Source organism: Bacillus sp. F2HM (assembly GCF_019266135.1).
Lineage (GTDB): Bacteria > Bacillota > Bacilli > Bacillales > Bacillaceae > Bacillus > Bacillus safensis.
The window spans coordinates 22,941-48,310 of record NZ_LRMO01000001.1; the positions used below are offsets into that span (position 1 = coordinate 22,941).

The 25,370-nt window shown below is 42.1% G+C and carries 24 protein-coding genes; 13 read left to right on the forward strand and 11 right to left on the reverse strand.

What is annotated here, in order from left to right:
* Positions 1-43: 43 nt before the first annotated feature.
* The 4 genes from AWT60_RS00085 to AWT60_RS00100 all read right to left on the reverse strand — a co-directional run bounded on the left by AWT60_RS00085 (position 44) and on the right by AWT60_RS00100 (position 3,304).
* Positions 44-499, reverse strand: coding sequence for a GNAT family N-acetyltransferase (locus AWT60_RS00085; protein WP_024423655.1), 456 nt, complete (start codon positions 497-499; stop codon positions 44-46).
* 120 nt (positions 500-619) lie between these two features.
* Complete coding sequence (locus AWT60_RS00090) at positions 620-1,219, reverse strand: bifunctional 4-hydroxy-2-oxoglutarate aldolase/2-dehydro-3-deoxy-phosphogluconate aldolase (protein ID WP_202738547.1); 600 nt, start codon at positions 1,217-1,219, stop codon at positions 620-622.
* Complete coding sequence (locus AWT60_RS00095) at positions 1,191-2,207, reverse strand: sugar kinase (RefSeq protein ID WP_218676715.1); 1,017 nt, start codon at positions 2,205-2,207, stop codon at positions 1,191-1,193. The genes AWT60_RS00090 and AWT60_RS00095 overlap by 29 nt, the downstream gene beginning before the upstream one ends.
* 86 nt (positions 2,208-2,293) lie before the next feature.
* On the reverse strand, positions 2,294-3,304 hold the full coding sequence (locus tag AWT60_RS00100) for a LacI family DNA-binding transcriptional regulator (protein WP_218676716.1): 1,011 nt from the start codon (positions 3,302-3,304) through the stop codon (positions 2,294-2,296).
* Positions 3,305-3,562: 258 nt separating this feature from the next.
* Here AWT60_RS00100 and kduI point away from each other — a divergent pair, with 258 nt between their 5' ends.
* From kduI to AWT60_RS00125, 5 genes are all read left to right on the forward strand, one after another.
* Positions 3,563-4,390, forward strand: coding sequence for a 5-dehydro-4-deoxy-D-glucuronate isomerase (gene kduI / locus AWT60_RS00105; protein ID WP_163114787.1), 828 nt, complete (start codon positions 3,563-3,565; stop codon positions 4,388-4,390).
* A gap of 8 nt (positions 4,391-4,398) precedes the next feature.
* Positions 4,399-5,169 (forward strand): 2-dehydro-3-deoxy-D-gluconate 5-dehydrogenase KduD, encoded by a 771-nt coding sequence (gene kduD / locus AWT60_RS00110; protein ID WP_056765617.1) that lies wholly within the window; start codon positions 4,399-4,401, stop codon positions 5,167-5,169.
* Between the two features lie 102 nt (positions 5,170-5,271).
* A complete protein-coding gene (locus AWT60_RS00115; RefSeq protein WP_056765616.1) occupies positions 5,272-6,738 on the forward strand; it encodes a spore germination protein in 1,467 nt (488 codons plus the stop codon).
* A 3-nt stretch (positions 6,739-6,741) separates the two neighbouring features.
* Positions 6,742-7,842 carry a GerAB/ArcD/ProY family transporter gene (locus AWT60_RS00120; protein ID WP_076840196.1) on the forward strand — a complete coding sequence of 367 codons (1,101 nt, stop codon included), beginning with the start codon at positions 6,742-6,744 and terminating at the stop codon, positions 7,840-7,842.
* Complete coding sequence (locus tag AWT60_RS00125; protein ID WP_076840198.1) at positions 7,839-8,984, forward strand: Ger(x)C family spore germination protein; 1,146 nt, start codon at positions 7,839-7,841, stop codon at positions 8,982-8,984. Before AWT60_RS00120 ends, AWT60_RS00125 begins: the two co-directional genes overlap by 4 nt.
* A gap of 13 nt (positions 8,985-8,997) precedes the next feature.
* Here the strand turns inward: AWT60_RS00125 and AWT60_RS00130 are convergent, their stop codons facing one another.
* Positions 8,998-10,395, reverse strand: a complete 1,398-nt coding sequence (locus AWT60_RS00130; RefSeq protein WP_218676717.1) for a bifunctional glycosyltransferase family 2 protein/class I SAM-dependent methyltransferase — start codon at positions 10,393-10,395, stop codon at positions 8,998-9,000.
* A gap of 135 nt (positions 10,396-10,530) precedes the next feature.
* Positions 10,531-11,895, reverse strand: a complete 1,365-nt coding sequence (locus AWT60_RS00135) for a sugar porter family MFS transporter (protein WP_202738543.1) — start codon at positions 11,893-11,895, stop codon at positions 10,531-10,533.
* 258 nt (positions 11,896-12,153) lie between these two features.
* On the opposite strand from AWT60_RS00135, the gene AWT60_RS00140 reads away from it, so the two are divergent.
* Positions 12,154-13,119 carry an LCP family protein gene (locus AWT60_RS00140; RefSeq protein WP_025093927.1) on the forward strand — a complete coding sequence of 322 codons (966 nt, stop codon included), beginning with the start codon at positions 12,154-12,156 and terminating at the stop codon, positions 13,117-13,119.
* 163 nt (positions 13,120-13,282) lie between these two features.
* Entirely contained in the window at positions 13,283-14,164 is an 882-nt protein-coding gene (locus AWT60_RS00145; protein WP_204305229.1) for a Cof-type HAD-IIB family hydrolase, read from the forward strand.
* A 56-nt stretch (positions 14,165-14,220) separates the two neighbouring features.
* On the opposite strand, the gene AWT60_RS00150 is transcribed toward AWT60_RS00145, so the two are convergent.
* The 5 genes from AWT60_RS00150 to pgsB form a co-directional block, all read right to left on the reverse strand.
* A complete protein-coding gene (locus tag AWT60_RS00150) occupies positions 14,221-15,444 on the reverse strand; it encodes a C40 family peptidase (protein ID WP_076840208.1) in 1,224 nt (407 codons plus the stop codon).
* Between the two features lie 108 nt (positions 15,445-15,552).
* Positions 15,553-15,723 (reverse strand): extrachromosomal elements maintenance protein EdmS, encoded by a 171-nt coding sequence (edmS, locus tag AWT60_RS00155; RefSeq protein ID WP_087976066.1) that lies wholly within the window; start codon positions 15,721-15,723, stop codon positions 15,553-15,555.
* Entirely contained in the window at positions 15,720-16,886 is a 1,167-nt protein-coding gene (locus AWT60_RS00160; protein WP_024423669.1) for a CapA family protein, read from the reverse strand. Before AWT60_RS00160 ends, edmS begins: the two co-directional genes overlap by 4 nt.
* Before the next feature lie 18 nt (positions 16,887-16,904).
* A complete protein-coding gene (pgsC, locus tag AWT60_RS00165; RefSeq protein WP_007497520.1) occupies positions 16,905-17,354 on the reverse strand; it encodes a poly-gamma-glutamate biosynthesis protein PgsC in 450 nt (149 codons plus the stop codon).
* Between the two features lie 15 nt (positions 17,355-17,369).
* Entirely contained in the window at positions 17,370-18,551 is a 1,182-nt protein-coding gene (gene pgsB / locus AWT60_RS00170) for a poly-gamma-glutamate synthase PgsB (protein WP_218676718.1), read from the reverse strand.
* A 746-nt stretch (positions 18,552-19,297) separates the two neighbouring features.
* Between pgsB and AWT60_RS00175 the strand changes: the two genes are divergently transcribed.
* From AWT60_RS00175 to rbsD, 6 genes are all read left to right on the forward strand, one after another.
* The gene (locus tag AWT60_RS00175; RefSeq protein ID WP_076840210.1) at positions 19,298-20,779 is read left to right on the forward strand and encodes a spore germination protein; all 1,482 of its coding nucleotides are present in this window, start codon (positions 19,298-19,300) and stop codon (positions 20,777-20,779) included.
* On the forward strand, positions 20,769-21,866 hold the full coding sequence (locus tag AWT60_RS00180; RefSeq protein ID WP_076840212.1) for a GerAB/ArcD/ProY family transporter: 1,098 nt from the start codon (positions 20,769-20,771) through the stop codon (positions 21,864-21,866). Before AWT60_RS00175 ends, AWT60_RS00180 begins: the two co-directional genes overlap by 11 nt.
* Positions 21,856-22,998, forward strand: a complete 1,143-nt coding sequence (locus AWT60_RS00185; RefSeq protein WP_076840213.1) for a Ger(x)C family spore germination protein — start codon at positions 21,856-21,858, stop codon at positions 22,996-22,998. The genes AWT60_RS00180 and AWT60_RS00185 overlap by 11 nt, the downstream gene beginning before the upstream one ends.
* 117 nt (positions 22,999-23,115) lie before the next feature.
* Positions 23,116-24,102 carry a LacI family DNA-binding transcriptional regulator gene (locus AWT60_RS00190; protein WP_076840214.1) on the forward strand — a complete coding sequence of 329 codons (987 nt, stop codon included), beginning with the start codon at positions 23,116-23,118 and terminating at the stop codon, positions 24,100-24,102.
* A complete protein-coding gene (gene rbsK, locus AWT60_RS00195) occupies positions 24,099-24,977 on the forward strand; it encodes a ribokinase (protein ID WP_218676719.1) in 879 nt (292 codons plus the stop codon). The genes AWT60_RS00190 and rbsK overlap by 4 nt, the downstream gene beginning before the upstream one ends.
* Entirely contained in the window at positions 24,974-25,366 is a 393-nt protein-coding gene (gene rbsD / locus AWT60_RS00200) for a D-ribose pyranase (protein WP_076840217.1), read from the forward strand. Before rbsK ends, rbsD begins: the two co-directional genes overlap by 4 nt.
* Positions 25,367-25,370: the final 4 nt, after the last annotated feature.

Genomic DNA, 25,370 nt, shown 5'->3' on the forward strand with positions numbered 1-25,370 from the left:
CGCATAAAAAAAAGAGCTGCTTATAAGCATACTCTCTCGACCTCTATAATTCCTTTGTCATAAATAAACTGTTTGGATCTTCTTGATATGTACCAAAAGGCGGACAATACTGAAATCCAGCGCTCTCATATAGTTTTCTTGCTGGTTCAAAGAAAGCCATTGCCCCTGTCTCTAAGCTGACACGTGTATAGCCGCGCCGTTTTGCCTCTTGGAGAAGATGATTCAGCATATACCTCGCTACACCTTTTCGCATATGGAGGGCTGCGGTTCTCATCGATTTGATTTCCCCATGTTCACTTGACAGTTCCTTTAACGCTCCGCAGCCAAGAAGCTCCTCTCCATCTCGCACACTCCACACCGTAACATCCTGTTTTTTTAAATCAGTTAATGGAAGGGCATGAATGCTTTCTGGCGGCGAATGCTCCTTCATCTCTTCTATATGTGCGGTAATCAGCTGGTCAATTCGTCCATCCGTGAGTTCATCTTGTAGAATGTACATTTCCATCACTCCTTCACGATCATTGTACGTGAAGAGTTGAATGTTTACCTGCTGTTATGTCAGATAAACGAACAAACAACCGGCATCAACAAGCCAGTTGTTTGTTCGGTTGACAAGTATTTATGAAGAAAGAACTGCTTGTAATTCCTCTGCTGTACTGCTTTCAAGCTGACTTCCGACACCAACAGCCACCGCGCCTGCTTTGAGCCACTTTGGAACATCAGCTGGATGAATGCCGCCCGTAGGAATAAATTCAATCTCTGGAAATGGACCTTTCAGGTTTTTCATATAGGATAAACCGAAGGAGCCGCTTGGAAAAAGTTTGAGCAAGCAATAGCCATCTGCTTTCGCCTGCATGATTTCACTCGGGGTGAGAACCCCTGGTACATAGAGTGTGTCGTAAAATGAAAGATGTTCTCCAATCATAGGAAGGTATCCTGGACTAACGATAAACTGTGAGCCTGCCTCAATGGCTGATTGCGCCTGCTCCAGCGTCGTAATTGTTCCCGCTCCTACTATGAGGTCCTGCTCCTCCTGGAAGGATGCGATGATGCGTTCAGCATTTGGCGTGGTATACGTCACTTCAATGGCACGAACTCCTTTTTTCTTTAAACGCTCAATCATTTCAATGCCTTCTGCTTCACTATCCGCTCTCACAACTGCGATCAATTTACAAGACGCGAGCTGCTTTTTAACGCTCAAACTTGCTGACTTTCCCATATCTCTCATCCCCTTTCATGTACTCCCGCCTTTGATATCGCTTGGCTTCTTTCATAAAAGCCTGAAGCTCCTCCCTGGTAGGCAGTCCGTCCTTATCGCCAGGCGACATCACTGCAAGTGCCCCGACCGCATTGCCTCTTGTCACGGATTTTTCATCTGATAAGCCGTCAAGCAAGCCGCTGATGACCCCCACTGCAAATCCATCACCAGCTCCGACTGTGTCTACGACATCCTGCACATAAAACCCATTCACAATCCCCTGACCGGCTGCACTTTTATAAAAGGCACCTTCTGCCCCTAGCTTAATGACCACTAGCTTGACACCTTTTTGTAAATAGACATCTGCAATCTCTTCTGGCTCGTGACAACCCGTGAGCCTTTGCCCTTCTGCAAGCCCTGGAAAAAACCAATCCGCTTGCGAGGCGATATGATTCACCGTCTGAATCATATCTTCTTCCTCTTCCCATAGCTGAAGCCGAAGGTTTGGATCAAATGAAATGGTTTTGCCCGCTGCTTTCATTTCTTGAAGGGCACGAAAGGAAAACGCTCTCATTTCACTGGATAGGGCAGGCGGAATACCAGTCATATGAAGGTGGCCTGCCTGTTTGAAATAAGCGGCTGGAAAGTCGCTTGGACTCATTGTGCTCGCAGCAGAGCCTTTCCGATAATACGTGACGTCAGGGTCTCCTTCCATCACTTTTGATTTAAGTAAGATTCCCGTTTGAGACCCATCATTTGAACGGAGCACTGCACTTGTATCGACCCCTTCTTTTTGAAGCTCTTCTGAAATAAATGTGCCAAGTGAATCTGCTCCGACTTTGCTCATCCATCCCACATGAAAGCCCAGCCTCGCCAAGCCGACAGCCACGTTACTCTCTGCACCAGCAAGCGCCTTTTGGAATGTATGCACTTGATGAAGCTCCCCAACTTCCTTTGCATAAAACATCGCCATTGATTCCCCAAATGTGACCGCATCCAATGCTTTCACTCATTTCTCCCCTTTCTTGGTACCGGTTTCAAATCAGTTAAAAAAGAGAGAGCATGCACGTCTGTATACTCTTCTCTGCCTATCATTTATAAAGATTTCCTTACAATGATTTCACCATCAAGCTGAATCGTTTGGGGCGCACTTTCTTCCCCTTCAAGCCGTGTCTTGATTTTTTGCATGGCTGCTTTCCCCATTTCATGAGAAGGCTGGGCAACTGTTGTAATTCCAGGTCCAATCAGCTTATACCATTCTGTATCATCAAACCCTGCAATGCCGATCTCATGAGGAATCTTCACCCCAAGCTCTACAAGTTCACTAATCAGCTTCAGCATGAGTAATCCATTGCCAGCTAAAATCGCTTTTTTCTGTTCGTTTGATTGTAGAAAACGGACAATCTCTTCGCGTATTTGTTCCTTTTGCTTTAAATCAATTTCTGCAATGATCGGCTTCTTATGTTTACTCAAGACTGTCTGTTCATATGCTTCCTTTCGTTCTTCACGAGGACTGATTCCATCGACAGGCTCAGTAAAGAATGCGATGTGATCATAGCCTTTCTCATACATTTGTTGAAGCAGCCGGATGGTGATATCACGGTTGTTCGTGGTCACTGTGTCGACTTTTAGTTCAGGCAGCTTCCGGTCCACAAGAACAATTGGCACACCGTTTTTCTTAAACTCCTCCAGAATGTCATTGTTCTGTCCTGTCGTATTGATGATGAGCCCTTCAATATAATGTGCATTCAGCTTAAGGAGCATTTCCCGTTCTTTTTCTGGACGATTATCTGTGTTGCACACCATGATGCTGTATCCATATTCATCACAAATCTCTTCAACTCCGCGAAGTGTTGCCACAGAGAATGGATTTGTAATGTCGGCTACAATAAACCCAATGACCTTGCTTTTTCTGACTTTTAGTCCTTGAGCAAGCTGACTCGGGCGATAGTGGAGTTCCTCAATGGCTTTCTTGATTTTTTTTACCTTTTCTGAAGAAATTTCATTTGTTCTGCCATTGATATATCTGGATACAGTTGATTTTGAGACCCCTGCATAAGCTGCTACTTCGTTAATGGTCACTTTCGTTTGCTTTTTCTCTTTCATTCAAAAAACTCCCACAATTGATCTTCTCATTTGGTTCGAAACCGATTTCAAATAAACTTAAAAAGAGCATATCATAATTGATGGCATTTCAGAAGATTTTTTTGCATGTTGTTGGCAAAAAATTGTCTAATTAGAGAAAAAGAAAGCGATTTCAAATTAACGGTTGACGGCACTCTCTTTTTCCTCTAGAATTTTCCTTGAAACCGATACCAAATAAATATCAATATTTGTTTCAGATGGAAAGGGAGGCTTATCCAAATGGAAAATCGTTATGCTGTACATCCTGAGCAGGTCAAACGTTTTACAACAGAGGAACTTCGTCGTCATTTTCATATTCCTACGCTGTTTGTCAGTGGTGAATTAAAGCTCTATTACTCGCATGAGGACCGCGTGGTGATTGGCGGAGCGATGCCGGCAGCAGAGCCGATCACACTAGAGGCCGGAGAATTTTTACGGACGGAGTATTTTCTTGAAAGACGAGAAATCGGGATTGTGAATGTCGGCGGGCAAGGAACGGTCACTGTTGATGGTGAGGCCTTTGTGCTGGAGCATAAAGATTTCTTATATATTGGTCTTGGTCACGAAGATGTACAGTTCGCTAGTTCATCAGGCGAGCAGGCCAAGTTCTATTTAGTATCAGCCACGGCTCACAGGGCGTATCCTACGCAAAAAGCAGCCATCGCTGAATTAACACCAAACCACTTAGGGGAAGCAGCTGCTTCCAACGTACGAAACCTGTATCAAGTCATCCATGCAGACGGCATCCAAAGCTGTCAGCTCATGATGGGCATCACTCAGCTTGAAACCAATAACACATGGAACACGATGCCCGCTCATATTCATGATCGCCGGATGGAAGTGTACTTATATCTTGATATCGAAGAGGATGCACGGGTCTTTCATTTTATGGGGGAGCCATCTGAAACAAGACATCTTGTTGTGGCAAATGAGGAAGCAGTCATTTCACCTGCCTGGTCCATTCATTCAGGCTCAGGTACAGCGAATTATTCATTTATTTGGGCAATGGCGGGAGAAAACTATACATTCAAAGATATGGACTTTGTCCCAATGGATCAGCTGAGGTAACGAGGGTGATGACAACTTCATATGCAGCGTCCCTCTTTTCCCTTGAAGGTAAAACTGCCCTTGTGACAGGTCCTGGAACCGGCATTGGGCAAGGCATTGCCGTGGCGCTTGCCAAATCAGGTGCAGATATCATCGGTACGTACCATCACACACCGCTTGAAGAAACAAAGGCGCTTGTCGAACAGGCAGGCCGATCATTTTATGCGGTTCAGGTTGACTTTTCTAATCCTCAGTCTGCAAAGCAGGCTGTCGATGCCATATTAAAGAAGCATACGATTGATATTTTAATCAATAATGCTGGAACCATTAAAAGAGAGCAGGCGGCTCACTATTCAGAGGAAGATTGGCATACGGTCATGGATGTGAATATCAACAGTCTCTTTTTCCTCACGCAAAAGGTTGGACAGCAGATGCTGAAAAATGGGCAAGGGAAAATCGTCAATATCGCCTCCCTTCTATCGTTTCAAGGCGGCGTCTTTGTCCCTGCTTATACAGCAAGTAAGCATGCTGTCGCAGGGCTGACGAAAGCTTTTGCCAACGAATGGGCGAGCCAGCATATTCAAGTGAATGCGATTGCGCCTGGGTATATTGCGACCAATAACACACAAGCCATTCGTGACGATGAAAATCGAAATGAAGAGATTCTGAAACGAATTCCCGCCGGGCGCTGGGGAAAGCCTGAGGATCTAGCCGGTGCGGCTGTTTTCCTTAGCTCACCAGCTTCTGATTATATGAACGGCCACATTTTAGCTGTTGATGGCGGATGGCTTGCAAGATAAACAAACGAGAGAATTCCTATCCGGGATTCTCTTTTTTCTATTTGTATAATTCTCCACCTTCCGAGTCACTCTATAAAAAACATGTGATGAGGGTGAGGTATTATGAAAAGTCGTATTGAACAAGATATAGCGTCCGTCATTAAGCGTGTCAAAAGCTTTGCCGGAAGAAGTGATGATATCGTGTTCCACTCTTTTTCATTTGGTCCTTCCACTATTTCTGCATGTCTCGTGTACGTTGAAGGACTCACAGAATTTGAGATGCTTTCTAAGCAAATCATTTCACCTATGCAAAAGGAACTCGACATCACCGAGGTTGGTTCTACTACACTTTCCTCCCTTTCAAAAACGTTCTTTGGCATTCAAAGTGATGTGCTGGATGATATGAACCTTGCCATCGAGCAGTTATATAGCGGCAGGGCTATTTTATTTGTAGATGGAGCGGCTCAAGCGCTTGCGCTCCATACGAATCTTTTTCAATTTAGAGAAGTAGAAGAGCCGCAATCTGAAGTTCTTGTAAGAGGACCACGGATCGGATTTATTGAGAATCTTGAAAAAAACACGGCTTTACTCCGTGAGCGGGCAAACGACCCTCACCTTGTGATTCAAAAGGTGAGTATAGGTACTCGAAATAAAAAATCCGCTGCTCTTGTGTATGTTCGTGATATTGCTGATCCTAAACTAGTAGAAGATGTGCTATCACGTATGATGGAAATCAAAATGGATGACATTCCTGAAACCGGCTATATTGAACAGCTGATTGAGGACAGTCACATCTCCATTTTTCCACAAATTCAAAACACAGAACGTCCTGACCGGGTGATTGCATCTGTGCTTGAAGGAAAAGTCTCCATTTTGCTCGATGGGACTCCTTTTGCCCTCATTTTACCTATGACACTTACAGCTTTGATGCAATCTCCGGAGGATTATTATCAGAGGTGGACAAGCGCGACTCTTTTACGTTTACTTCGTTATATTGCCGTGCTGCTCACAATTTTTTTACCCGGGCTTTATATTGCACTTGTCTCTTATCATCCCGGTTTATTACCGACAAGAATGGCACTCACCATCGCAGGCAGCCGGCAGAATGTTCCTTTCCCTCCTGTTGTCGAAGCCATTCTCATGTCTTTTACGATAGAACTGCTGCGGGAAGCTGGACTACGGCTTCCAAGAGCCATCGGACAGACAATTGGGCTTATTGGCGGCGTAATTATTGGTCAGGCAGCTGTCCAAGCCAATATCGTCAGTGCCTTAATGGTGATTATTGTGTCACTGACCGCACTCGCTGATTTCACAGCACCGTCATATGACTTTAGTTTTCCACTGCGTATTTTGCGGTTTATGGCGATTTTTAGTTCAGCATTGTTTGGATTATACGGCTTAATCATGTGTTATTTATTTGTGCTTTGTCACTTGATGCAATTAAAGACCTTTGGTTTTGACTATTTCACACCAGTGCTTTCTTCACCGTTTTCAGATCTAAAGGATACGTACGTTCGTTTACCAATTGGGCTTTTTAAATCTAGACCAAAAACAGCAAAAATAAAAAATCTCAAAAGACAAGGAGATTAAACGATGTACAGACCTGAAAAGCTATCATTGTTACAAGTCACCATTCTGTGCAGCTCTACAATGATAGGCGCTGGAATTTTAACCATTCCACGCAGTTCTGCCAATTCAGGATTCCCTGATGGCTGGATCATTGTATTAATACAGGGAGTCATCTTTGCTTTCGTTGCTTTTTTGTTGGGGTGGATTGCCGAAAAGAATGCACCAGACACCATCTTTGAGTCAAATACAAAAGGAGCAGGGGCATTCTTTGGCACGATCTTTAATTTAATGCTGATCGCCTATTTACTTGGCATTGTCGGCTTTGAAGCACGTGTCCTTGGGGAAGTGGTTCAGTTTTTCCTACTACAATCGACTCCCATGACCGTGATTGTGATGATATTTTTACTTGTGGCGATCTATCATTTAAAAAGCGGTATCCTTCCAGTCGTCAAAATGGTGACCTATATTTATCCGATCACAATGGTCATTTACATAGCGCTCATGCTGTTTTGTTTAAAAATATTTGATTTTGATTATTTGCGCCCTGTGATGGCGCATGGTTTTAAAGATTTTAGTAACCTGTTCTCTCAAACCTTTATTCAATTTACAGGGTTTGAAGTGATTTTGTTTGTCGTGCCACTCATTTATAAAGACAAGTGGTCGAAGGCGAAATGGGCTGCTGCCATTGGAGTTGGCATTACAACCCTCGTTTACTCACTCACACTTTTTATTGTAATCGGCTCCATGACAGTAGGAGAAACAAAATCTCTCACTTGGCCGACGGTTTCCCTCATTCAAGCGCTTGAACTTGAAGGGGTGTTTATCGAACGATTTGATATATTCTTACTGACAATTTGGACGTGCCAGCAGTTCATTTGTATGCTGGGCTTTTTCCAGTTTGCGATTAAAGGCTGCTTCACCGTTTTTAAAACAACGAATATAACGAGACTTCTATGGCTGCTATTTTTAATAACATCAGCACTCTCACTTTTTCCTAGAAATATCAATGAAGTCTTTTACTACTCTACTTTACTCGGCTACGCATTGTTCGCGGTATTAGCCATTCCTTTTATTACAGCTATCCTGCTGATGATACGCAAAAAATGGGGAGGTCGTTCTGCATGAGAGGCAGGCGTATACTGTTATTCTTTTTTTCCTGCTGCCTTTTTCTTCTATCAGCAGGCTGCTGGGACTTAAAGGATATTGAAAAACTATCGTTTGTACGCGGTGTTGGCATTGATGAACAAGATGAGAATGGAGTTAAGCTGACCTATCAAAACCTTGTACCGAAAACAGGCGGAACACAAGAAGCCGATTCTCCCGGCTATGTGAATGTCGTCTCGAAGGGAAAAAATGTGCTGGAGGCTGTCAGTAATGTCGCCTTGAAGGACCCGCCGATCTATAGTGATCACCTGAAAATCTTCTTGTTTGGCAGAAATCAAGCGGAGCATCACGATATTCAAGGAACACTTAATCATTTTATTCGAGATGATGAGGTTCGGCGCAGCAGCTATCTCCTCGTGTCACGAGGAGATGCGTCAAAAGTCATCAACCAAAAATTGAAATCACAGCAAAAGGTTCCGGTTGAACATATCTTCGAAACATCCAAAAACCGAAGCTTTAACGGAAAGATCGCACTGCCAACACGTATTGGCCGGGCATCTGATTATTTTCAAATGGGCGTTAGCTTCCTTGTACAAAGTGTAGATGCGGTAGACGGTGAAATTATTTATGATGGGGCAGGTATCATTCACGGAAAAACAAGAAAGCTGATCGGTTTCATCTCTGCGCAGGATGTACAATATTTAAACTGGGTGATGGACCGTATCGCAGGCGGTGTTGTACCCGCCACCTACAAAGGCTTTCCGATTACGTATGAAATTAAAAAAGCCAAAACCAAGATTGAACCCTACCTGAAAGACGGAAAGATTTCCTTTCACATTAGCGTACAAACAAATGGAAAATTGTCAGAGGATCAATATCCCCCTGAAAACTCATACGATGAACAGTACATCAAACGATTTGAGAAGGTTTTTTCTCGTAAAATTAAAGAGCGCATACAAAAAACGGTCAGTCATATGCAACATGAAGTAGGTGTCGATCCTATTTTTTTAAGCCGGCAGTTTCGTATTAAGTATCCTGAATATTGGGATCAGCATCGAGATGAATGGGACAAACTATTTCAAGAAGCAGACATAACGTATGACATCAAAGTGAGCATTTTGAACTTTGGTGCAGAAGGTGCAACGAAAAGCTTCAAATGGTAATACAAAAAGGCGGTTATCCCAAAGGAGAGCCGCCTTTTTTACGTACGACAATGAGAAGCTGATACAAAGTCACTTGATCAGATAACGCTTTTGTTTCAAATCCAAGTGACGCCCCTATCCTTGCTACTTCGTCAAAAAACAATTGGACGTTTTGATTAATCTGTACATTGATTCGCTGTTCGATCACGCGTTCAAATAATTGGTCTGGGAAAAGCGCACGCATGGTGTTTGGTGTGAAGAACCGTATATGGGTTCGGTCTAAGATTCCTACATCTTGATACGTAAAATCACCTGTCATCAAAGGAAGAAGCACCTCTGCATGCATCATGTTAGGCAGGCAGCAAATGATGACACCGCCTGGCTTTAAAGAGGCGTGCGCTTGCTCAATGATGTGCCAAGGATCTGACACATGCTCTAAAACATCCGAAAAAATGACCGCATCAAAAAAGGCCTCTTTCTCTGACCATGGGTATTCATCTGCATTTGCCTCGATGACTTCTTCATAATACGCCTTTGCGACCGCTGCTTTTAACGTATCCGCCTCTACCCCGTACATGTGTACAGACTGACGATTCATTAGTTCAAGCCCAGTAGCCCCTGCGCCGCATCCAACATCCAGCACGTGTGCAGCGTCCTCAGGGAGTAATTCCACAAAATACGGATGAGGAGTGATCAAATTTAGATCTATGCCCCACTTATCTAAAAATCGAAGTCTATTCTCAGTAAACAGTGTAGAGATGTTTGTTTCTTGATTGGCATTAAAGGTAGCATGACCATGATGATGCACAAAGGAATCATGCACAATTTGCAGCTGATATCCTTTTAGTAATGAACGCAAACATAGATCGTCATCCTCAAATGATCCATATACAAACCGCTCATCAAATAATCCCACATCCTCGATCATCTTTCTTTTCACGAGCAAGCAAAACCCTACAAGCCGGTGCACATAAGTTCTCTGCCCTTTTCTCTTAGACGTATACTCTTTAGCAAAGGCTGGGAGCTCCTTCACATCTGTATACGATGGCTGGACCATCTGAGGGCCGCTCACATAATTAGAGACGGGTCCCACCATCCCAATTCGTTCTGAAGCGAATAGCGCCTCTTTTAATGGAGAAAGCCAATTTTCCGTCACGATCGTGTCATTATTTAAAAAGAGAATGCTGTCTCCTGAAGCTTTTTTTGCCCCTTGATTACATCCTTTAGCAAAACCTTCATTCTCTTCATTATCAATGAAAATCACATCATCCAACTCTCTTACATATTCCTTCGTGCCATCAGTTGACGCATTATCGACGATGATGAGTTCATATTGGTCACTATTCGTATGCTGTTTAATGCTATCGATACATGTTTTCGTCAAATGCAGTTCATTGTACGTCAGCATGACAATGCTTGTTTTCCCTTTCATCTCATTTCCACCTTTCTCCGCCTGTTCCATATGTATGTGATAGGCAGCACGTTCAGAAGATGAGGGAATGTCCTTTCTTGATTAAACGTTTGTTTAACATAGAAAAACCAGCTGCACACGGCAGCTGGCCATTGTTCATACCGTTTTTCCTTCGCCACTTGCGACGGCACGATTTCTCTTTTTTAAATCTTCTTCAATTTCTTCAAGACTTTTCCCCTTCGTTTCGGTCACCAAATATTTCACAAATAAGAAGGCGCCTACGCCAATGACCGCATAGATGAGGAAAAGATTACTGATACCAATCGCGCTTAATAAAGCTGGGAATGTCAGCGAGATGATTAAATTTCCTGTATGAAGAAGGAAGGTCGAGACGCCTGTACCGATTCCCCGGACGTGTACTGGGAACAGCTCTGGGAGCATCACCCAAACGACTGGCCCCCAGCTGACAGCAAAGATGACGATAAAGAGACCTAAACAAATAACGGTTGTCCATCCTGCAGCTGTTGATCCTTCAAAAAATCGGTTGACCACTGACAGAACAATTAAACTAAGGACCATTCCTGCATTCCCAAATAGGAGCAGCGCTTTACGCCCTACACGGTCAATGATTTTAATGGCAACAAACGTCATGATGACATTCACTGCACCAATTCCGACAGTTCCTAAAATCGCTGCTGAATTCCCAAAGCCAACACTTGTGAATGTTTTTGGTGCATAGTAAATGATCGTATTTGTACCGATAAACTGCTGCAGAAAGGCAAGGCCGACACCGGCAATCAATGCTGGGCGTACCCATGGCTCAAATAATTCCTTAAAACCGCCTTTCTCTTCACTTTCCGCCTTTTGAATATCTGAAATTTCTTCTTCCACTTCTTGCTGACTTTTTCTGAGTTGAGATAATATCTCCTTCGCACGGTCAGCCTGTCCGTGGACAAACAGCCAGCGGGGACTTTCCGGCATAAACAAAATCCCGAATAATAAAAGAACAGAAGGAACAACCGCAATTCCAAGCATCAAGCGCCATGCCTCTGCATCTGCTAAAGCGTAGTTCACAATATAGGCAAGAAGAATGCCAAATGTGATCATGAGCTGGTTTAAAGAGGAGAGTGCCCCTCGTGATTCCTTTGGCGCAAGTTCAGATAAATATAATGGAACAATCGTTGTCGAGCACCCGACAGCGAGCCCTAGCACAATTCGGAATAAGACCATCACTTCTGTATTCGGTGCAAAAGCTGTACCAAATCCGCCGATAATAAACAAAATAGCTGCGGCGATGATGGCTTTTTTCCGCCCAAATTGGTCTGTCAGCTTTCCAGAAAGAGAGGAACCGAGCATCGCCCCGATTAAAATCGAGCTGACGACAAGCCCCTCCGTAAACGCGTTTAAACCTAAATCCTCTTTCATAAATAAGATGGCGCCAGAGATGACACCTGTATCATAGCCATATAAAGCACCGCCAAGGGCGCCGAAGAAATAAAGCCATCCATTCCGATTTTTCATTTACATAACCCCACTTTTGTCTCTGTACTCTTATGAAAAGTCATTTTCCTCACTTCCTGTCATTTCAAACATTTCGATGTTTTATGACAAATATATTTCATTTGTGTATCTTTGAAACTTTTTACGAGAAGAAAACGTCAATTAAGCGTTAGTGAAAAAAATGTCGCACTATATCCCGTTTTAAGGTATATTTGTTTTAGTTTGTAAGCAGAAAGAAGGACATCTTTACTATAAAATCATAGCGAGGGTTTAAAATATATGGATCAATCACGAAGTAAACGCAAAGGAAAAAAGCGTTTAAAACCATGGGTGAAAGTCACTCTTTTTATCATTAGTATTCTTTTACTGACAACGGCTTCAGTTACAGGCTATGCCTACTATAAAATAACAAATGCTGCCAAAAAGGCTCAAGTATCTCTTGATCGCGGCGCACAATCTGTGAAACGAATTGAAGCATTCGATCCAGGAAAAGACAGCTTTTCTGTCTTGCTGCTTGGAATTGACAGCAGACCGGGCGAAACAGTGAAACAAGCACGAAGTGACGCAATGGTTTTGGCAACCATTAACCGCACAAATAAAACCGTTAAATTATTAAGCATTCCTAGGGACTCATACGTTAATATTCCAGGCCACGGTTTTGATAAAATTACTCACGCACACGCATTTGGCGGTGCAGATTTAACAGTGAGCACAGTTGAAGATTTACTAGATATTCCGGTCGATTTTGTCATCCAAAGTAATTTCGTAGCGTTTAAAGAAATCGTCAACGAATTAAACGGTGTTCCTATTAACATCAAGGATGAGTACCTTGTGAAACAGATTAAAAAGGATACAAAAGGCAAGGTTGTGCTTCAAACTGGAACTCATACACTAGATGGTGATCAAGCGCTCGCATATGTGAGAACGAGAAAAGCAGATAGTGACTTAATGCGTGGACAGCGACAAATGGAAGTGTTAAAAGCCATTTTTGATAAATCAAAATCATTAACATCTATTCCGTCATACGACAATATCATTGATACACTCGGTGATAATGTGTCAACCACCCTTTCAATGAAGGAGTTAGTCGGTCTTTTCCCGCTTCTGACCTCATTGAAATCGGTTGATACCATTCAGCTTAAAGGATCTGATTACCAGCCAAACGGCGTTTATTATTTCCAATTGGATCAAAACCAGCTGAACGAAGTGAAAACTGAATTGAAGAAGCAGCTTGAATTATCATAAATAAAAGCGTCCCTAAGGGGCGCTTTTTCTTATTTCCTTGATCATTCACTCATTTTTGTTTAGCCTTGATAGAGAGGAATCAACCTTCCTTTTTTATGAGAATGAAAGAAATCGTACATACTTTGAAGAGACTATTGCATGAATGAAGGAGGATTTGACAGCGATGAAAAAAATGATTGCGATTGATTTAGACGGTACACTCTTAAATACAAAAAGTGAAATATCCGCTCAAAACCGTGAGGCATTGATTCGTGCAAAGGAAGCTGGATATATTGTGACCATCTGTACAGGGCGGGCAACTTTTGATGTAAAGGAGCTGCTTGGCGATTTAGACATCCCCATTATTGCGGCAAACGGCGGGACTGTCCATACAGAAGGATACGAGCTCTTCAGCCGTATCACATTGGACCAAGAAGCGGGCAAGCGGGCTGCAAAGGCACTAGTGGAACGAAACATTTACTTTGAAGTCTATACAGATGATGCTCTCCTCTCTCCTTTTGATGGAAAAGAGAAGCTGAAAGCAGAATTTGATCTGATCAAAAGCGCAAACCCAAATGAGGATCTCGCTGATCTATGGGAAGGAGCCATGACGCAATTTAAACAATTTGGCATCAAACCAGTGGATGATATCCGTGAGATTTTTGAGTCGAACGAACCGACCTATAAATTACTCTGCTTCTCGTTTGATATGAACAAACTGAACGAAGCACGAAATCTTCTTTCAGACATGCCCGAGCTTTCATTGACCTCGTCTGGTAAACATATTATTGAGGTGCTGCCAAAAGAGTCTGGAAAAGGACATGCCCTGAAAAAGCTCGCAGCCCATTATGGTGTAGACCGCTCACATATTTATGCAATTGGTGACAGCCCAAACGACCTTTCTATGTTTGAAGAAGCAGGCCACCGCATTGCAATGGGGAATGCTGTTGATGTCATTAAAGAAAAGAGCACCTTCATCACAAAAGGAAATCATGAAGACGGTGTCGCTTATTTTATTGATCTTCTTTTACAAAATCAATTCCATGAAAAAAAGACGCTTGTCTGATCAGCGCCTAGAGAGAAGTCCAGAAGTCCGATACAAGTATTGATCGGGCTTTTTCTTTATTTTTTGATTCTAACAGCCGTTTCATATTTGTCCTTCCAGTACGTACTTGTTTTCATATTGGTTAAAACAACACCGTTTGAGACCGTCACATGAATGACTTGATTTGATCCTGCATATATCGCCGGCATCAATGATGTACCGCTGAAAAAGACAAGATCTCCCGGCTTAAGCTCAGAACGTTTCACAGGTGTACCTGCTTTAACTTGACCTGATGCATAGCGAGGCAGCTCAATGCCAAGCACTTTTTGATACACGTACTGCGTGAACCCTGCTGTATCAAATCCTTCCTTTGGGTTCGTACCGCCTTTGACATAAGGGACTTCACCAATATACGTAGCGGCTTTTGATACGATAGGATCCTCTTTCGCAAGCTCCAGATCTGTTAATCGTTTCGCACCTGTCCATTTTTCGCGCCAATACGATTCAGACAAATAAGAAATTGTCACACTTTCAGAACGGCTCGCATGAATAAAGCGGTCGCCTCCAATATACATACCTACATGAGAAATTCCGGGCTTATATGTGTTGCTAAAAAAGACAAAATCCCCAGGGCGGATATCGCCTAATGCCACTTTTTCTCCAACGATCCACTGCTGTTCAGCACTTCGAGGTAAATAAATCCCAAGCGATTTTTCAAATAAATACTGTAAAAATCCTGAGCAATCGAATCCATTCTTTGGATCTGCTCCTCCAAACACATAAGGAATTCCTAAATAGGTCAGCGCATCTTTCACAAGAGGGTCATCAGAAATTTCTTGCGTACCGGGCAGTCGTTTGACCGCATAAAATCGATCAGTCCAATATTTGCTTTTACTGACATCTGTTTTCACCACACCTTGACTAAGCGTGATGTGGATCACCTGATTGTTCCCAGCGTACAACGCCACATGTGTTGGGATATCCTTCGTTTCTTCAAGGCTTCGGAAATACACAAGGTCACCGGGCTGCGCTTTATCCCATGATACCTTTTTTCCAATCTGATATTGGTCGATTACCTTCCGCGGCAAATCAAATGTTTCGGATGTCTTGTACACATATTGAATCAACCCAGATGCATCAAAGCCCGTTTTTGGATCGGTTCCTCCTTTATGATAAGGTGTTCCAATGAGCTTTTCCGCTTGCTCCAAAAGAGATGGTGTTTGAGCAGAAACCACTGTTTGGGACATGAACATCAGCCCTACGAGCGCACACCCTCCAATCAACATTCCTTTCCATTTCATGATCCTTTCCCTCCTTTCTTCTATAGTTTCGTCATGACACCTTTCATTTTACACCGTATTTCGACAAAAAAAGAGCACGCGATGTGCGTGCCCTTTATCCTTTTTAGGTTATTTACCTGCTTCCGCTTTTGACTGCTTTTGCTGTTCAATTTTCTGCATTTCAACCGAAATCTTTTGTTTTTCGTGATCTGTCAGACTGTCACTAAATTTAAAAGCAGACATAAAGACAAAGACTAAAATTAACGCAACAAACGGCCAGCTTGCTTTTAGGAATTTCATTTCTTCTCTTTCCCTCCGTTTTCTTTTAAGTTTTTAACTTTATCAGCGTGATCTACTTCAAAGAAAATGTGTCCGTCTTTTTCTTTCCAATCCGCATTCGTTCCATTGGTCAGCATACGGATAATGGCTTTTGATTCTAGAGATCCTGCTTTTACTGGAGCAGGTGTTGCTTCTTTGATGTACATTGGGACAACTTCAAATGTCGCTTTTCCATCTTCATTCAGATGATACTGAACAAGTGCAGAATCACGTGTTCTTGACCAGCCTTGGTCAAAAATAAAGTTTCCTAGGCTATAGAAAATCGCCGTTCCGTTATAGACTTCCATTGGTTCAAGGACGTGCGGATGAGCACCGATAATGATATCGGCTCCGGCCTTAGACATCGCTCTTGCCAATTCTCTTTGTCTGTCGTTTACTTCATTGTTGTACTCCTGTCCCCAGTGAGCATGAACAACGACGAGATCTGCCTTTTCAGCAGCCTGCGAAATCATCGGAATAAAGATAGATGGATCGGCTGGCAGAATACCCGCCTGGCGATTCGTTGCTTTGAAATCTTTCCCATACACATCTGTAAAACCAAGTGTAGCAATTTTGACACCATTTACTTCTTTGTACGAAATGTTCTGCTTCGCATCTTGGAGGTTACGACCTGCACCTGTATAATCCATGCCATTTTGTTCAAAGGCATTGATCGTGTTGTTCAGTCCTTTTTCACCATAGTCTGCCGCATGGTTATTCGCAAAGTTTAAGACAGAGAAATTTAAATCCTTCAACGCTTGGACAGAATCTTCATCAGTTTTTAAATGAATATTCTTTTGCGCTGCCTGTTCTTTATCTGATGCGACAGGATGTTCAAAGTTACCTGTCACATAATCTGACACATCAAAATATGGCTTGGCATAACGAAAGAGATGCTCTTTTCCATAGCGGTCTGTTACTTTCTCTACGTTTCTTCCAAACATAATGTCACCGACAAACGAAGCGGTCAGGATGTTTTCTGGATTCTTTTGTACAGTTGGCACTTGTGCTTTCCCGATAAACGTAAATAGAAATGTACAAGCAATGACGATCGGTAAAGCAATTAGTACGTGTTTATTCGTCTTTTTCTTTTGATTCTTTGTGATTTTCAGCAGCTTTTCCTGAAAGCTCAATTTTTTATTCATCATTGGACACACCTTATCTTAAAATAGATAGTAAACATACATGATGGCAAATGTTGCACCACTTAGAAGTAACGTGCTTCCAAGGGTAATTGTAAGACCTTGCTTTTGAATCGTATTCGCAATCAATCCAGGGACGATGATTCCGATTCCGCGGAATTCTGCTATTTCAAATGGGACCACTGGATAGAAGAAATCAAATATCAGCTTTAAGGCAATCCCTGTAATCAGCATCGCAGCAAACTTTCTGCGTCCATATAAAATCATGAATTTTGATAAGCCAAAGCGAACGATCACATACGTAAGCAAGCTGACAGATAAGACGACTAAAATGAAGACTGGCTGGTTAAATACGAGCGCCAGATAACCCGGAACAACAAGTCCAGCTGGTACGATTCCTGTTTTTTCTGCAAAGATTAAACTAAGTAGAACACCTAAAATTAACGAGATATAAAGATCTGATCCGAACATTTTCTATATTTCCTCCTAGCTGACAAGCTGCTTAATTTTGTATTCTTGAATTTTTTCGATTAACGGTTCAGCGGCACCATGGATATTGCCGACTCCATAAACCACTCGATTATGAAGCTTTTTCTCAAGCATATTCATAATTTCTTCTGTAGATTGATATTCAAGGTTGTGTAAGTGGTCAGCCGAAATTTTCCCTTCCTCATATGCCTTCACAATTGGATCAGTTGTTTCACCAATTAAGACAAGGTCACTTGCTTCAATATATGGAAGTACATCCTCCGCAAACTGGATCGTTCTATCTACCCGATCTGCACGGCAGTTCATAATAATAATCGGTTCATCTGTTGGATATCCAATTTCTTTCACACGCTTCCAAATGTTCAATGTAGATGCTGCGTCATTTGCCGCAAATCCATTAACAAAGTGTCCAGGTGTTTTCGCGTCCATTAATGGAAGAATTCTCATCGCTCCTGGATCAGGCGGCGCATTTAACATTCCTCTGAATGCCGTATCTTCATCAATCCCTAATGCTTGGGCAACACCAAGTGCCAGTGAAGCATTATCTGGGAAAACCATGTACTCAAATTTCCGCAAAAACTCATCGGAAATCTTGGAATTATCTGCAACAATGACTTCTGTGTTGCGTTTTTTCGCAATCTCTTTAAAGAAATCTGTATATTCACTATCCGTAATAACCAAGTGTCCATTGTAAGGAATTGTCGCTGTAAAGGCTTCTGCTATTTCATCAAGTGTCGGCCCCATGACGTCCATATGGTCTTCAAGAACGTTTACGATCACGCCAATATTTGCTTGAAGCAGCTCTTCCTGAAAGATAATTTGGTAATCTGGATTTACCGCCATACATTCACTGACGATGGCATTTGCTCCTCTTTCAACTGTTTCTCTCATAACTTCTTTCTGCTCTCCGATATTCGGTCCTTGCGGTTTCCTTTTAATCGGTTTCTCCTCTGGCGTATCCCAATAAATCATTCTTGCATCCGTTCCCGTTGTTTTACCGACAGTTTTATAACCTGCCTCCATTAAGATACCGGTTGTCAATCTTGTGACGGTAGACTTTCCGCGAATACCATTAATATTGACGCGCACCGGCAGGGCATCGATATTTTTCTGATGACGCTTCTTTTCAATAAAGCCAATCCCTAACATGATGACACAGGCTATAACGATTAACCACATCGCTATCTACATCTCCTTTTTTTATGAGTGTGATATGTAAATTCAATCAACAGTATATCTGTTCAGCATAAAATCACAATCGGTATTATGTAACATAATCTTTCACTTCCTCGTATGCCAAATTCCTCTAATCAGAAGGCTTTTTTGCCTATCCATCCTTTAAATGAAAAGGTCAAAAGGCGGACAAAAATCAGTCTGAATTTCTGCTGAATTCATGAGAAAGCGTTACCATCAATGATCCAAAAATCTTTTGTCCTTTTCTCCCTAAATTTTTTGACAATTATTAAGATGTATTTTGAATCAATGTTTTAAAGCCCGCTCTTCTCTATAACAACAGTCATATCAGTGCTTTAAATGAATAGTGCGTGTTTTGGAATGTTTTATATTTTTGAATGAACAGGTTAGAAAGTCATTCTCATTGGTCAGATTGCTGCGCGTTGACCTATGACAAAGGTCACATCTAAAAAAATCAAGTCATCTGCTTATTTTCAGGTCACAAAAAATTGGGATAAGATGTAAAATATTGATCGTTTCGGTGTACCTTCTCTTTACGAGATTCGCACCTTATGACCTAAACAATGAAACATTATTCATTTGTTTTTATCAAGATTCATCATTTCTTAACATTTTTAATATGAATTTAGTTGAAAATTGTCAGCTCATGTCATGCTTTCCCCAAAGGTGACGAATAAAATTCGCTTCTCCGCTTACACTATGGATAAAAAATCTGTGAGAGGAGGCTAAAGATGCCAAACAATAATGAGCAAACACGCCTGCACTTTTTATCAGGAAGCTTTGAGGAAAAAATCCGTATCCTAAAAAAAACATTTCAGCAAAGCGGCGATTTTGAATACCGAGAGTTGATGGTGAATGAAACGAAATCTGCGCTGTTTTTTATTAAAACAAGAATAGATGAAGGAAAGCTAAATGATTTCATTATCGGAAACTTGTTAGGCCCTCCTGGAAAGCAGGATTATACAAAATCTCTTAGCACACTTGAAACAGGCGACTTGACGCTGATCACAGACAGTATTATTGCAGGAAGTATTGCCTTTCTTGATGAAAACTCCTCGCAAATCAAGCTATTTGCTGTCGGACAGCCGCCGCTGCGCTCTATTTCGGAGCCATCTTCTGAAAGTATTATCGCCGGCGCACATGATGGGTTTGTTGAAAGTATTGATACCAATATCTACTTACTGCGTTCGCATTTAAATGATCGGAAGCTCGCCATTCAATATCATAAGGTCGGTACAAAATCGGAAACAAAGCTTGCGACGGTGTATATATCTGATATTGCCAATCCAGAAAAGGTCGAAGAGGTCAACAGACGGATTTCTTCTATTAAAGTAGACACACTGATAAGTCCTGGCTCTATCGTTGAGGCAATTGAGGAAGATTCATTTTCTATTTTCCCGCAGCTGATTGACACAGAACGTCCAGACAAGGTGAGATCTGCGATCCTTGAAGGCAGGATAGTCGTACTCATGAATGGCAGTCCAATGGCCATCATTCTGCCTATCACGTTTTTTAGTTTCTTTCAGTCACCAGATGATTATAACAGCCGCTGGATTCCTGCTACGTTTATTCGTATTCTTCGTTATCTTGCTTGCATCATCGCAGTTATATTGCCATCTTTTTATATTGCTGTTATTGCGTTTCATTATGAGGTTGTCCCAGATGAACTCGCTATTACGATGAAGAACTCTATTATTGGCATTCCTTTTCCTCCATTGATAGAGGCTATGCTGATGGAGATCACGATTGAACTTATACGGGAGGCTGGGGTACGTCTGCCTAAACCAATCGGGCAGACCATTGGAATCGTAGGTGGTTTGGTCATTGGGGATGCGGTTGTACAAGCAGGACTTATTTCGAATGTCCAAGTGATTGTAGTCGCTGTGACGGCTGTCGCTTCATTTGTACTTCCATCGTTTGAAATGACGTCCACCATCAGGATGCTTCGTTTCCCGCTCATGTTTATGGCATCAATGTTTGGTTTTATTGGCATTTCATTTGGGCTCGCCATTATTCTCATGAATTTATGCCGCTTAGAATCACTAGGGGTACCATATTTATCATCTGTTACTCCTTTTAACTGGCAGGATTTAAAAGATACTGTAGTTCGACTCCCAATGTGGATGTACAAAAACCGCCCTGTTTATTTAAATCCGCAGAAGAAAAAACAAATTGAAGAACTGAGAGGGTGGGAAAAGAAAAATGAAAAATAAAATATCTCCACCTCAAGCTGTTTTTTTTATCATCCAGTCTCAAATTGGTGTTGGTATTTTAGCGCTCCCCCATTTGCTGATGAAAGACATGGGACACGATGGCTGGATGGCAATTATTTTAGCTTGTTTTTTCATCCAGATCATCAATACCATTTTTCTTTATATCATCTACAAATATCCAGAAACGTCATTCTTTCAAACGCTGATTGAGGTCTTTGGAAAATGGATTGGACGCACCTTGGTCGTGCTTTATACGGTATACTTTGCTTCGGTTTGCATTGTGGTCCTTTCTATATTCACAAGGATTCTTGGCATATGGGTGCTCCCGCTCACACCAAACTGGGTGATTAACCTATTACTGATGATATGCATTGTCTATATCGCAAAGGAGCAAATTACAGCCATTGTCAGGTTTAATTTTATCTTAACTCCTTTTTTGCTCATGCTCTCTCTATTGATGTTCTATTCATTGAAAGGAACCAATATTGATTACCTCCTGCCTTTTTTCCAAACGGATATCTCTCAATTTCAGCTTGGATTGAAGGACGTGGTACTGTCAATGAATGGATTCGAGATGATTTTGATCATCTCTCCACTGATGAAGGGCACCATTAAGCAACGATATAAAGTGATGACCATTTCAAATATATGCACGACGCTTTACTACCTATTTATTACATTAATTTGTTTTATGTTTTTCAGCCCGGCTGAGCTTGATGTCATCCCGAATCCTGTTTTGTATCTGTTAAAAACCATTACATTCGGTGTCATTGAGCGGACAGATTTAATTTTCCTAAGCTTTTGGGTCTTTGTCATTCTAGCCACACTAAGTAATTACCTGTACTTTTGTGCAAATGGTGTGTCGAGTATACTGAAGAAAAAAAAACACAAAAAATATGTCTATTATTTTGCCATTTTGATTTATGCTGCAAGCTGTTTTCTCTCAACTGATAACTTTAGAATACAGCGATTCAACGACTTCACTACCGCTGCACAATATTCATTTATTTACACACTTCCGATCATAATGGCCGTTATCATCTTGATCAAACACCGCAAAAAGAAGGTGAAATCATATGCATCATAAGTACATGTTGACGCTGCTTATGTGTGTTTCTCTCATTTTCATGCCTGGCTGCTGGGATCAAAACCTATTAAAAGACATCTCTCTTGTTTTAACTTCAGCCGTTGATCAAGGAGAAGATGACAATGCGAAATATTCAATTACCTATCGAAAGGTGCAGCAATCTCAAAGTATGCAGCAAGGGAATACTGGCAGTTATTTAACTACTGTTCTCACAACCGAGGCGCCTACTTTAAGAAAAGCAAGAAGCAACTTTAGCCGGAGTGTAGACCAAAAAATTGATTTGTCGAAAATGCGGGTGCTGCTAATCGGTGATGAATTTGCCCAAAACCGACTGCTCCCTTACTTAGATATGTTTTATCGCGATCCCAAAAGCCCTTTGCTCGCAAACTTGGCGGTGGTGCAAGGCGGGAGCTGTGTGGACTTAATCAATTCTCTGCTCAAGGAAAAACTGATTGTGAGCGACTATTTAAACAACCTGATCACTTCTGCATCACGCTCCTCACAAGTTGCACCTAAGAACATTCAAAACATCCGGTCCAAAATGCTGCAAACCGGCGAGGATTTCACACTGCCATTACTCTACTACGATAATTCAAAAAAGTTAACGAGTGTAAGGGGGGTCGCCTTATTTGATAATGAGAAAAAGAAAGGTGAACTTTATGCGCAGGATGCCATTCTGCTCACCATCATGGATGGAAAAATGGGCAGTTATGCAAACTTCACAAAAAAAGTAAGAAGTGATATGAAATCAAAGGAGAACAATTACATCAGCATTCAAGTTACCGATACAAAGAGAGACATTAAAATCGTCAATCCTGATCATCGAAACGTAACCTTCTCTCTTGAGTTTGAATTCAATACCTCTATTATTGAATATCCGAAAGATAATTTAGATACAGACAAGAAAATTAAAATGTTAAATAAAAAGCTGTCAGCTATTTTGACTAAAGACGCCGAAAGAGTCATTGCGGCCCTGCAAGAAGCAAATTCTGACGTCCTAAGCCTTGGCAGAAAATATAGGGTAAAACACTATGATGAATATATAAAAATGAACTGGGTCACCGATTATCCGAAGGTGAAAATCATTCCAAAAGTGAAAGTGAACATTACACAAACAGGTATTATTAGTTAAGAAAAGGAAGAAGCCTTCTTTCTTTTCTTTTTTTATTTTTTTTAGATTGTCATTTTGATGCTTTCGTGATAATCTATGTGTGTAAACGGTTACACATTTATGAAGGGAGGCTCTCCATTGGCTACAATTAAAGATGTTGCAAAAGCTGCACAAGTGTCTGTTGCCACTGTTTCACGCGTGCTCAATGATACTGGATATGTTCATTCAGATACGAAAACCCGCGTGACGCAAGCGATGCAGGAGTTGAACTACTTTCCCAATGAAGTGGCTAGATCCCTTTTCAAAAGAGAATCACGCTTAATCGGCTTAATCTTGCCTGATATCACAAACCCCTTCTTTCCTCAGCTTGCTAGAGGCGTTGAGGATGAGATTCATGCGCACGGTTTTCGGTTATTATTCGGAAACAGTGATGAAGATCGAGAGAAAGAAATGGCATACTTACAAACCTTTAAACAAAATCAAGTAGTCGGTGTCATCGCGGTCACAAATGAACCTGAATCAGATATATACAATGATGATGATCTACCTGTTGTGTTTTTAGATCGAACGGTTCCACATGCACCTTCTGTTTTTGCAGATGCTGCAGCTGGCGGGAAAATGGCGGCAATGGAATTAATCAGACGCGGCAGCCGGCAGATCACACTGTTAAAAGGACCTGCCCATCTGCAAACAGCGCGGCAGCGATTCAAAGGCGCACTCGATGTTCTCACGAAAACAGGTGTCGACTTTCATGTGATGTCTAATGCTTCCTTTTCCTTTCAAGAAGCCCGAAAAAGTGCCAAGGCCCTTTTCCAGCTGTACCCTGAAACAGATGGAATCATTGCCAGCAATGATATCGTCGCAACAGCGGTCATCCATGAAGCGCTTCGAATCGGAAAAGCGATTCCAGGAGACGTTCAAATCATTGGATTTGATGATATTCCGCAAAGTGAGTTGCTCTTCCCTTCCTTATCGACCATAAGGCAGCCCGCCTATGAGATGGGAAAAGAAGCGGCACAGCTGTTAATCAAAGCGATTCAGAAACAACCGATAGATCAACCAGTTATTCAAATGCCCGTCTCTTTTATTGAACGAGAGACCACAAGAAAGGTGGATTCACAATGAGTCATATTGTTGTAGTAGGAAGCTGTTCAATGGATTTAGTCATCACTTCAGATAAACGGCCAAATGCCGGTGAAACAGTTTTAGGCGAATCGTTTAAAACGGTCCCAGGCGGGAAAGGTGCCAATCAGGCAGTCGCAAGCGCCAGACTCGGTGCAGATGTATATATGGTCGGCCGAGTTGGTGATGACGCTTATGGCCATGATATTCTTAGCAATTTACAAGCACAAGGTGTCCGTACCTCATATATGAAACCGGTTACCGAAATGGAGAGCGGCACAGCTCATATCATTTTAGCAGAAGGTGATAACAGCATTGTTGTGGTCAAAGGGGCAAATGACGAGGTCACTCCTGACTATGTAAGTGATGCTCTTTCTACAATTGATGATATTGGGATGGTTCTCATCCAGCAGGAAATACCTGAAGAAACGGTCGAAGCGGTTTGCACCATTTGCAGTGAAAAAGAAATCCCTGTCATTTTAAACCCTGCACCAGCCCGTAAAGTATCGAAGCAGGTTTTAGATCAGGCTGCTTACATTACACCGAATGAACATGAAGCTGTTCTGATGTTTGATGGGCTGCCAACCAGAGATGCCTTGCGTCAATACCCTAACAAATTACTGATCACAGAAGGAAAAAATGGGGTTCGATATTTTGATGGAACGAAAGAAGTGTTGGTTCCAGGCGTTCCTGTCGAAGCAGTCGATACAACAGGAGCTGGTGATACCTTTAACGGAGCCTTGGCTGTCGCTCTAACAGAAGGCAAATCCCTCTATGACGCACTTGCCTTTGCCAATCTTGCCGCATCAATGTCCGTCACAAAGTTTGGCGCACAAGGCGGCATGCCAACAAGAGAAGAATTGGAGAAAAAGAAATGAAAAAAAACGGCATCCTAAACAGCCATATCGCCAAGGTGCTTGCTGACCTTGGCCACACAGATACAATCGTCATCGCAGACTGTGGTCTCCCTATCCCAGAAGGTCCAGTCAAAATCGACCTGGCGTTATCAATCGGCACACCATCCTTTCAGGAGGTCACCTCCCTCCTTCTTCAGGAAATGGCCGTTGAAAACATCACTGTAGCTAGTGAAATCAAAGAAGCCAATGAACGAGATCATTTATTTCTCAAGAAAGCGCTCTCAAATCCATTACATGAAGTAGACCACGAGACGTTCAAAGACATGACCAAACAGGCAAAAGCAGTCATTCGAACGGGTGAAGCCACCCCATACGCAAACTGCATTCTTCATGCCGGTGTCATCTTTTAAAAGG